Below are 10,818 nucleotides of genomic sequence, written 5' to 3'. Positions count from 1 at the left end.
CTGCGGTCAGCGTGGTCTTGCCGTGGTCAACGTGGCCAATCGTGCCGATGTTGACGTGCGGCTTATTACGCTCAAACTTTTCCTTTGCCATGATGGCCTCCTTTTTCGGTAATGAAGGGAGCGCGTTAGCCGCGCTCCCTCAAATCTTCGCTTATGCGTATTTCGCCTGAATCTCGTCCGAGATGTTCTGCGGGACCGGATCGTAGTGATCAAACTGCATGGTGAACTGGGCACGGCCCGACGACATCGAACGCAGAGTGTTGATGTAGCCGAACATGTTGGCCAGCGGAACAAACGCGTCGATCGCGATTGCGTTGCCGCGCGGTTCCTGACCAGATACCTGGCCCCGACGCGAGGTCAGATCACCGATGATACCGCCGGTATATTCTTCCGGGGTGATCACTTCGACCTTCATGATCGGTTCCAGCAGTTTCGCGCCAGCTTTGCGCATGCCTTCACGCATACACATCCGCGATGCGATTTCGAACGCCAGAACGCTCGAGTCAACGTCGTGGAACTTACCGTCCAGCAGGGCAACCTTGAAGTCGATCACGGGGAAGCCAGCCAGCGGGCCGCTATCCATGACCGAGTTGATGCCTTTTTCAACACCCGGGATGTATTCCTTCGGAACGGCACCGCCAACGATGCGGCTTTCGAACGAGTAACCTTCGCCCGCTTCGGTCGGCTGGATCTCCAGCTTGACTTCCGCGAACTGACCCGAACCACCCGACTGTTTCTTGTGGGTGTAGGTGTGCTCAACCGGCATCGAGATGGTTTCACGATAGGCCACCTGAGGTGCACCGATGTTCGCTTCAACCTTGAACTCGCGCTTCAGACGGTCAACCAGGATGTCCAGGTGAAGTTCGCCCATGCCCTTCATGATTGTCTGACCGGATTCCAGATCAGTTTCCACACGGAAGGACGGGTCTTCGGCGGCCAGACGGGCCAGACCCTGAGACATCTTCTCTTGGTCGCCCTTGGTTTTGGGCTCAACCGCGATCTCGATAACCGGATCGGGGAAGGTCATGGTTTCCAGAACCACCGGATCCTTCGCGTCACACAGGGTGTCACCGGTGGTGGTGTCTTTCAGACCCGCCAGCGCGATGATGTCGCCTGCAAACGCTTCTTCGATCTCTTCCCGGTTGTTCGAGTGCATCATCATCATACGACCGATGCGCTCTTTCTTACCTTTGGTCGAGTTCAGGATCGAGTCACCCTTGTTCATGGTACCCGAGTAGATCCGCGTGAAGGTCAGCGAGCCAACGAAGGGGTCGTTCATGATTTTGAACGCCAGACCCGAGAAGGCCATGTCGTCGTCTGCACGACGGGCGATGTCACGAACTTCTTCTTCGTCGCCGGGTTTGAAGCCCATGTAATCAACAACGTCCAGCGGGCTGGGCAGATAGTCGATCACAGCGTTGAGCAGCGGCTGAACGCCTTTGTTCTTGAACGCCGAACCACCCAGAACCGGAACGAACGCGATTTCCAGAGTACCTTTACGCAGCAGGGCGCGCAGGGTTGGAACGTCGGGCTCATTGCCTTCCAGGTATTCCATCATCGCGTCGTCGTCCATTTCGACGGCCGCTTCGATCATCTTGCCGCGCCATTCGTCAGCCATGTCTTTCAGGCTGTCGCGGATAGGAGCTTTGATCCAGCTTGCGCCCAGATCTTCGCCCTGCCACAGCCACTCTTCCATGGTGACCAGGTCGATCAGGCCTTCCAGCTCGGACTCGGCACCGATCGGAATACCAACCGGAACAGCGCGTGCGCCGGTGCGGTCTTCGATCATGTTGACGCAGTTGAAGAAGTCAGCGCCGATCTTGTCCATTTTGTTGACGAAAACCATACGCGGAACCTTGTAGCGGTCAGCCTGACGCCACACGGTTTCGGTCTGGGGCTCAACACCGGCGTTTGCGTCCAGAACGCAGACAGCACCGTCGAGAACCGCCAGCGAACGCTCAACTTCGATGGTGAAGTCAACGTGGCCGGGGGTGTCGATGATGTTCAGGCGGTGCTTAGGAGTTTCTGCGGTCTGACCGTCCTCGGTGCGTTCCCAGAAAGTGGTGGTCGCAGCCGAAGTGATGGTGATGCCGCGTTCCTGCTCCTGCTCCATCCAGTCCATGGTGGCTGCACCATCGTGCACCTCACCGATGTTGTGGGATTTACCAGTGTAATACAGGATACGCTCCGAGCAGGTGGTCTTACCTGCGTCGATGTGCGCCATGATACCGAAGTTACGGTACAGTTCGAGCGGATATTCGCGTGCCATTGGTCTAAGCCTCTCGGATTACCAACGATAATGGCTGAAGGCTTTGTTCGCCTCGGCCATCTTGTGGGTGTCTTCGCGTTTCTTGACGGCAGTACCGCGGGACTGAACGGCGTCCAGCAGCTCGCCTGCAAGGCGCTCTTCCATGGTGTTTTCGTTGCGGCCACGCGCAGCAGTGATCAGCCAGCGGATGGCCAGTGCTTCGCGGCGCTCAGGGCGCACTTCGACCGGAACCTGATAGGTTGCACCACCAACCCGGCGCGAGCGAACCTCGACCGACGGTTTGATGTTGTCGAGCGCTTCGTGGAACACTTCGACAGGAGCGCGCTTTACCTTGTTCTCAACGCGGTCAAACGCGTTGTAAACGATGCGCTCTGCGACCGACTTCTTGCCGTCGATCATCAGGTTGTTCATGAATTTGGTCAGTACCTTGTCGCCAAATTTGGCGTCAGGCAGGACTTCGCGTTTTTCGGCGGCGTGACGACGTGACATATCAGCCTCTCCTTCTTACTTGGGACGCTTCGCGCCGTATTTCGAACGACGTTGCTTACGATCTTTGACGCCCTGAGTATCCAGAACACCGCGCAGGATGTGGTAACGCACACCGGGAAGGTCTTTTACACGGCCGCCACGGATCAGAACAACCGAGTGTTCCTGCAGGTTGTGGCTTTCACCCGGGATGTACGAGATGACCTCGAACCCGTTGGTCAAGCGCACTTTGGCAACCTTACGCATAGCCGAGTTCGGCTTCTTCGGTGTGGTGGTGTACACGCGGGTGCAGACGCCGCGTTTCTGCGGGCACTGCTCCAGGTGCATGGACTTCGAGCGTTTTACTTTGGGCTGCCGCGGTTTGCGGATCAGCTGTTGAATAGTTGGCATTCCGGTTTCTTCCCCGTTTTGCAACACACATGACATGCACGCGCGTTGCGTGCGGTTAAATTCGCTGCACTCATGCGTCCACAAGCGCAAAACCCGCGAGCGTTCCCATTCCGAGGTGAACGTCGCGGTTTGTTATCAGAGGGCGCGAACGATAAAAGTGTTCGGGCCTTGACCAGTTCATTACTGAAATCGGTTATGGGGCGGCCCCCGGTACCGAGATGTCGCGCGTATTAAGGGGAGTCGGCCCGAGTGTCAACAGCCCAGCGGGAAAGGCGTGTTGTACATAAGAACTCCGGCGGTCTATCAGGAACTAATGAAGATTCCCACTGCGCCGACGCATTGCAGCACTTCGGCACCGTATGCATTGTGAACATGCCCTGCAAACCATTGGATGCCCCATGCAAGTCTTTGGCCTGTGTCGATTTTCATTCCCTGCTCTGGGCGATTTCCAGATCGAACATGACACGGTCGCAGATCGGCGCGCCCATCTCTACAACCCTGTTCGTCTGGAAGAGCGGTTCCGCTTGTTCGAATCTGTGACGTTGCCCAGCTTTCGCGCGCAGACAGATGGGGACTATCAGCTTCTGGTCGTTGTTGGGGGCTGTCTGCCGCAAAAGGCGCTCGACCGGCTTAAGGACCTCACCGCTGACATCAAGCAGGTACGAATTGTCCAAAGACCCGTCGAACCAAGCCATAAACACCGGCAGGTCATGAAACGAATCCTTCAGGAAGCGCGTTCAAACCCGGACCGGCCCTGTCTTCAATTTCGCCATGATGACGACGACAGCATTTCGATTGATTTCATCGAAAGACTGCGCGAGTCCGCCGATGATGTTGCCGGGCTGATTGGAAAAAATCAGGCCATAGGCCTCGATTTCAACAACGGATACCAGGCCAGCTTTGGGCCGAATGGGGTTCGGGCGGCACAAATCTACAAATCTCTGCTTGGGGTGGGCTTGGGCATGCTTATCGCGGGCGGGTGCGACCACACGATCATAAGTTTTACCCACAACCGGATCGGGCGTTTCATGCCAGTGGTCAGTTATCCTGATCGCCCGATGTGGATCAGGACATTGAACAACTCCAACGACTCGCCGCGCGCTGAAAAGCAGAAGGCGCAGCTTGCGCCGATCACGCCCGAAATCGAGACCGATTTTGCCACGCGTTTCGCGCTAAACCCCGGTTTCGTACGTTTGCCTCACTTCTCCGCTTGACGCGACCGTTCGCGAAACAGAGTGAACATCCCTGCCCCAACTACCAATGCACCACCCAGCATTGTGATCGCGTCCGGCCAGTCACCAAACACAGCCCACCCCAGTCCCAGTGCCCAAAGCAGGCTGGAATAGCGAAATGGCGCAACAAAACCGACCTCGCCCACGCGCATCACCATGACACTGAACAGATAGCCTATCAGAACAAAGACCGCAGCGCTGGCGATCATCGCTCCAGATGCGGTCGAGACCGGCACCCATCCTTCAAACGTGGAGACGATGATCGCTGCCAATGTGATAGTGAGGGATGTCGCCAGTGTTACCACCATAGAAGGTACTTCAGCTGACATTCGGCGGGTGATCAAATCGCGAACTGTAACGGAAGCAACCGCAATCAATGCGTAAATCGCATAGATGCTGAATCCTTCAGGACCGGGCCGAACGATCAACAACATACCGACGAACCCAAGCGCAATTGCAGCAATACGTCTCCATCCAATTACTTCACCGAAGAATAAGGCAGCACCCAAAGTCACGGTCAGCGGCAACGCCTGTAGAACTGCCGTAACGTTGGCAAGCGGCATGTGCATCAGAGCCGTTAAAAAGAAGATGGTCGCCGCCAACTCTGCCAGGCACCGTAATGCGATAAGCCATTTGTCATGGAGGGGAAAATTCAGGTGAAGCGCCCCAAGATAACGGGCCATTATCAACACAAGAACTGTCGCCAAAACTCCGCGCATGGTCACAAGTTGGAACAGAGGCAGATCTTGCCCCACCACTTTCACCAACGCATCATTGACGGTAAAGGCCGCCATGCTGCCCATCATCAGCAGCGCGCCTTTAACGTTAGGACTCATTTAATCAACACCCGGCCTTCAATATATCGTCGTACTAACTGTTCAATCGATCACGAAGTCAATTTGCGCCTGACAATCCTACAGTAATAGTTCCGACGAGCTACACAAACTGTCGACTTTTCAGTCGTTTCAATCTGTCATCTGGGCGGAAGGCGTAGATTTCGAGATCTCGATCTCATCATCCGTCATCTCCTCTTCTACGCCATCAAACAATGGTGTCGAAAGGTAACGCTCGCCCGTATCTGGCAACATTACCAACATGACGGAACCTTCCGGCGCAGTCTCGGCCAGTTTCATCGCGACCGCAAAGGTCGAGCCACCAGAAATACCGGTAAAAATCCCCTCTTCTGCGGCCAAACGGCGCGACCATGCAATACCGTCGCTACCGGGAACGGGAATCAACTCATCATAGTACGAGTTATCAATGGCCTCCTGCAGAACCCACGGAATGAAATCAGGCGTCCAACCCTGTATCGGATGCGGTTCGAAGTTCGGGTGGCTCTCGGTCGGCTGGTTTATTTCGTTGCGGGTGTTTACATACCCCGACGACACAATGGCTGCATTGGCAGGCTCGGTCAGGATGATCTTGGTCTCAGGGCGCGCTTTCCTCAGCACCCGGGCCACGCCCGAGACCGTCCCGCCAGTGCCATAGCCCGTAACCCAATAGTCGAGATTCTGCCCACCAAAGTCACCCAAGATTTCCCTCGCGGTGGTATTTTCGTGAATATCGGCATTGGCTGCGGTTTCAAACTGGCTGGCCAGGAACCAGCCGTTCTGCTCGGCCAATTCCTTGGCTTTTGTATACATGCCGAACCCCTTTTGCGCGCGCGGTGTCAGGACAACTTTTGCCCCCAAAAACCTCATCAGCTTGCGCCGCTCGACCGAGAAACTGTCGGCCATCGTCACAACTAAGGGATAGCCTTTGGCCGCGCAGACCATCGCCAGCCCGATACCGGTATTCCCCGAGGTCGCCTCAACTACTGTCTGGCCGGGTTTTAAGCTACCGTCGCGTTCTGCCGCTTCGATGATGTTGAGGGCAAGGCGATCTTTGACAGAACTGGCCGGGTTAAACGCTTCGAATTTTACGTAAACCGTCACGTTTGAGGGCGCGATCCTGTTTATTCGTATGCTTGGCGTGTCTCCAACGGTGTCCAAAATACTGTCATACAGGCGCTTTCGCCCATGCGTTTGACGGGTTGTCATTGCGGCCCCCTCCTCTGTTGACGAAAGCATGCCACAAACCGGGTCACATTAGTAACTATCTTTGTGAGAGTTCGCCTCGGAGCGCTCACAACAAGAAAGGCCCCGCGAAATCGCGGGGCCTTTCTTAGTTATTGAGGGTGCCTATTCGCGGCTTTCCGGTGTTTCCACAAGAACGTCCAGCTCATCACCGACCATGTCGTCGTCGAAGGTCGGAGCGGCCAGAGCAGCAGCCGCTTCGGCCTCTTCCCGGCGGGCTTCGATGACCACGTTGTCACGCGATTGCGCGATGTGGCGGACGGCCTGAGTGGCCCCACCGGTACCGGCAGGGATCAGGCGACCAACGATGACGTTCTCTTTCAGGCCAACCAGCTTGTCTTTCTTGCCCTGAACCGAGGCTTCGGTCAGCACGCGGGTGGTTTCCTGGAACGACGCCGCCGAGATGAACGAACGCGTCTGCAGCGAAGCTTTGGTGATCCCCAGAAGGATCGGCTCACCCTGAGCCGGACGACCGCCACGCGAGATAGTCTTCTCGTTGGCTGCGTCGAACTCTTGCTTGTCGACATGTTCGCCTTTCAGCAGGGTGGTGTCACCTGAATCCAGGATCTCCCACTTCTGCAGCATCTGGCGCACGATGACCTCGATGTGCTTGTCGTTGATCTTAACGCCCTGCAGACGATAAACGTCCTGCACTTCGTCGATCATGTAATCCGCCAGCGCTTCGACACCCATGATGGACAGGATGTCATGCGGAGCCGGGTTACCGTCCATCAGGTATTCACCCTTCTGGATGAAGTCCCCTTCGGCGACCGGGATGTGCTTGCCCTTGGGTACCATGTATTCGATGGTCTCCATGGACTCGTCAGCCGGTTCGATGCTGATGCGGCGCTTGTTCTTGTAGTCGCGGCCAAAGCGCACGTAACCATCGGCTTCTGCGATGATCGCGTGATCTTTCGGACGACGGGCTTCGAACAGTTCGGCCACACGTGGCAGACCACCGGTGATGTCCTTGGTCTTGGCGCCTTCACGCGGGATACGCGCAACAACGTCACCGGCTTCGATGGTCTGACCATCTTCGACGGACAGGATCGCATCCACCGACATCGGATAGTGAACCGGGTTGCCCGCATCGTTGCGGACCGGCTCGCCATCTTCACCAACCAGAATGATCTCGGGCTTGAGGTCGCTGCCTTTGGGGGCCGCGCGCCAGTCGATCACGATCTTCTGGGTCATGCCGGTTGCATCGTCGGTCTCATCCCGGACCGCAAGGCCCGAAACAAGGTCGACATATTTCGCGGTACCGGCTTTCTCGGCGATGATCGGCAGGGTGTAGGGATCCCATTCGAACAGCTTGTCGCCACGGGCCACCTTGGTGCCGTCCTTGACGAACAGCTTGGAGCCGTAGCCCAGCTTGTGGCTGGCACGCTCTTCGCCGTGTTCGTCGCTGATCACCAGCTTCATGTTCCGGCCCATAACGAGGCTTTCGCCTGCGGCATTGACCAGAATCTGCGGGTTCTCGAAGGAAACGACACCTTCCTGGCTGGCTTCCTGGAACGACTGTTGACCACCTTGCGCAACACCACCGATGTGGAAAGTCCGCATCGTCAGCTGCGTACCGGGTTCACCGATGGACTGAGCGGCGATGATGCCGACAGCCTCACCTGTGTTCACCATGGTACCCCGTGCAAGGTCACGACCGTAGCAGGTGGCGCAGACGCCTTCCTCGGACTCACAGGTCAGAGGCGAGCGGATGCGCATCGAGGCAACACCGGCTTCGTCGATGGTGTCCGCCATACGTTCGTCGATCAGCTGACCTGCAGCCACGATCACCTCATCCGTACCCGGACGCAGAACATCGTCTGCGGCCACACGGCCCAGCACACGTTCCGCCAGCGAGGCGACAACCTCACCGTCGTTCACGGCTGCTTCGGCAGTGATCGCACGCTCGGTGCCACAGTCGATCTCACGAACGATACAGTCCTGTGCGACGTCGACCAGACGACGGGTCAGGTAACCCGAGTTCGCCGTCTTCAGAGCGGTATCCGACAGACCCTTACGGGCACCGTGGGTCGAGTTGAAGTACTCGAGAACGGTCAGACCTTCTTTAAAGTTCGAGATGATCGGCGTTTCGATGATGTCACCGTTCGGCTTAGCCATCAGGCCGCGCATACCGCCCAGCTGTTTCATCTGAGTGACCGAGCCACGCGCACCGGAGTGGGCCATCATGTAGACCGAGTTCGGCTCTTGATCTGACCCGTCTTCGGCCTTGGCAACGTCCGAGATGGTGCTCATCATCGCTTCGGTGACGCGGTCGTTACACTTCGACCAGGCATCAACAACTTTGTTGTACTTTTCGCCCTGAGTGATCAGGCCGTCCATGTACTGCTGTTCAAAGTCCTTCACCTGACCGCGGGTGTCATCAACGATGCCCCACTTGTCATCCGGGATGACCATGTCGTCCTTACCGAACGAGATGCCCGCCTTGAACGCTTCTTTGAAGCCCATCGACATGATCTGGTCACAGAAGATAACCGACTCTTTCTGACCGCAGTAACGGTAGACGGTGTCGATCACCTGCTGCACTTCTTTCTTCCGCAGCAGGCGGTTGACCAGCTCGAACGGGGCTTTGTTGTTCATCGGCAGCAATGCACCCAGACGCAGACGGCCCGGAGTGGTTTCATAGCGCTTCTGAACTTCGTTGCCTTCGTCGTCGATCTGCGTGATCCGCGCGGTGATTTTCGAGTGCAGATGCACCTCACCGGCGTCCAGCGCGTGCTGAACTTCTTCGATCGAACCGAAGACCTTGCCTTCGCCCGGCATGCCTTCGCGTTCGAGGGTCACATAGTACAGACCCAGGATCATATCCTGCGACGGAACGATGATCGGTGCACCGTTTGCAGGCGACAGAACGTTGTTCGTCGACATCATCAGAACACGCGCTTCCAGCTGCGCCTCAAGGCTTAGCGGGACGTGAACGGCCATCTGGTCCCCGTCGAAGTCGGCGTTAAAGGCCGAGCAGACCAGCGGGTGCAGCTGGATGGCTTTACCTTCGATCAGAACCGGCTCGAACGCCTGAATGCCAAGACGGTGCAGCGTCGGCGCACGGTTCAGCATGACAGGATGTTCGCGGATCACCTCGTCGAGGATATCCCACACTTCGGGACGTTCTTTCTCGACCAGTTTCTTCGCTTGCTTAACAGTCGAAGACAGACCCTTGGCTTCAAGGCGCGAGTAGATGAACGGCTTGAACAGCTCCAACGCCATCTTCTTGGGCAGACCACACTGGTGCAGCTTCAGCTCCGGACCGGTCACGATGACCGAACGGCCCGAGAAGTCGACGCGCTTACCCAGAAGGTTCTGACGGAAGCGGCCCTGCTTGCCTTTCAGCATGTCCGACAGCGATTTCAGCGGACGCTTGTTGGCGCCGGTGATCACGCGGCCACGACGGCCGTTGTCGAACAGAGCGTCCACGGATTCCTGCAGCATCCGCTTTTCGTTGCGGACGATGATGTCAGGCGCGCGCAGCTCGATCAGACGCTTCAGACGGTTGTTCCGGTTGATGACGCGGCGATACAGATCGTTCAGATCCGAGGTCGCGAACCGGCCACCATCCAGCGGAACCAGCGGACGCAGTTCCGGCGGAATGACCGGGATCACGGTCATGACCATCCACTCAGGCCGGTTGCCCGACTCGAGGAAGGATTCGACAACCTTCAGACGCTTGATGATCTTCTTGGGCTTCAGTTCGCCGGTTGCTTCGGCCAGATCAGCGCGCAGCTGCTCGGCTTCGGCTTCCAGATCGATCTGGGCCAGCATCTCACGGATGGCTTCGGCACCGATATTCGCGGTGAACGCATCCATGCCATAGGCATCCTGCGCATCCATGTACTCTTCTTCGGTCAGCATCTGGCCGTAGGTCAGGTCGGTCAGACCGGGCTCGATGACGACGTAGTTTTCAAAGTACAGAACGCGTTCCAGATCGCGCAGCGTCATGTCCAGCATCAGACCGATGCGGGACGGTAGCGATTTCAGGAACCAGATATGTGCAACGGGCGCGGCCAGTTCGATGTGGCCCATACGCTCGCGGCGGACTTTCTGCAGGGTGACTTCCACACCGCATTTCTCGCAGACAACGCCGCGATACTTCATCCGCTTATATTTGCCGCACAGACATTCGTAATCTTTGATCGGGCCAAAGATACGCGCGCAGAACAGGCCGTCACGTTCGGGCTTGAACGTCCGGTAGTTGATGGTTTCGGGTTTCTTGATCTCGCCATAGGACCAAGACAGGATCCGCTCGGGCGACGCCAGCGAGACCTTGATCTCGTCAAAAACCTTTGGGGGCGTTAGCGGGTTGAACGGGTTGTTGGTGATTTCCTGGTTCATTTGTTACCTCAAATCTTGC

The 10,818-nt window shown here is 57.0% G+C and carries 8 protein-coding genes; 1 reads left to right on the top strand and 7 read right to left on the bottom strand.

Features of this window, described 5'->3' with window-relative positions; translation table 11 throughout:
- The 4 genes from ACR0AH_RS20035 to rpsL all read right to left on the bottom strand — a co-directional run.
- On the bottom strand, positions 1 to 91 hold a 91-nt coding region (locus tag ACR0AH_RS20035; protein WP_036223564.1), incomplete at its 3' end, for a GTP-binding protein.
- Between the two features lie 60 nt (positions 92 to 151).
- Entirely contained in the window at positions 152 to 2,269 is a 2,118-nt protein-coding gene (fusA, locus tag ACR0AH_RS20030) for an elongation factor G (RefSeq protein WP_170328783.1), read from the bottom strand.
- Positions 2,270 to 2,287: 18 nt separating this feature from the next.
- Positions 2,288 to 2,758 (bottom strand): 30S ribosomal protein S7, encoded by a 471-nt coding sequence (gene rpsG, locus ACR0AH_RS20025; protein WP_010441203.1) that lies wholly within the window; start codon positions 2,756 to 2,758, stop codon positions 2,288 to 2,290.
- Positions 2,759 to 2,773: 15 nt separating this feature from the next.
- On the bottom strand, positions 2,774 to 3,145 hold the full coding sequence (rpsL, locus tag ACR0AH_RS20020) for a 30S ribosomal protein S12 (protein WP_005621086.1): 372 nt from the start codon (positions 3,143 to 3,145) through the stop codon (positions 2,774 to 2,776).
- A 398-nt stretch (positions 3,146 to 3,543) separates the two neighbouring features.
- On the opposite strand from rpsL, the gene ACR0AH_RS20015 reads away from it, so the two are divergent.
- Entirely contained in the window at positions 3,544 to 4,359 is an 816-nt protein-coding gene (locus ACR0AH_RS20015) for a glycosyltransferase (protein ID WP_480593433.1), read from the top strand.
- On the opposite strand, the gene ACR0AH_RS20010 is transcribed toward ACR0AH_RS20015, so the two are convergent.
- From ACR0AH_RS20010 to rpoC, 3 genes are all read right to left on the bottom strand, one after another.
- Positions 4,344 to 5,213, bottom strand: a complete 870-nt coding sequence (locus ACR0AH_RS20010) for a DMT family transporter (protein WP_170398562.1) — start codon at positions 5,211 to 5,213, stop codon at positions 4,344 to 4,346. The genes ACR0AH_RS20015 and ACR0AH_RS20010 overlap by 16 nt on opposite strands.
- A 129-nt stretch (positions 5,214 to 5,342) precedes the next feature.
- Positions 5,343 to 6,416, bottom strand: a complete 1,074-nt coding sequence (locus ACR0AH_RS20005; RefSeq protein ID WP_480593431.1) for a PLP-dependent cysteine synthase family protein — start codon at positions 6,414 to 6,416, stop codon at positions 5,343 to 5,345.
- A 141-nt stretch (positions 6,417 to 6,557) separates the two neighbouring features.
- Entirely contained in the window at positions 6,558 to 10,799 is a 4,242-nt protein-coding gene (rpoC, locus tag ACR0AH_RS20000) for a DNA-directed RNA polymerase subunit beta' (RefSeq protein ID WP_170406489.1), read from the bottom strand.
- Positions 10,800 to 10,818 lie beyond the last annotated feature (19 nt).

Source organism: Ruegeria sp. AM5, from assembly GCF_056540645.1.
Note: the sequence above shows the minus strand (reverse complement) of the source record. Positions and strands in the feature narration are given on the sequence as shown.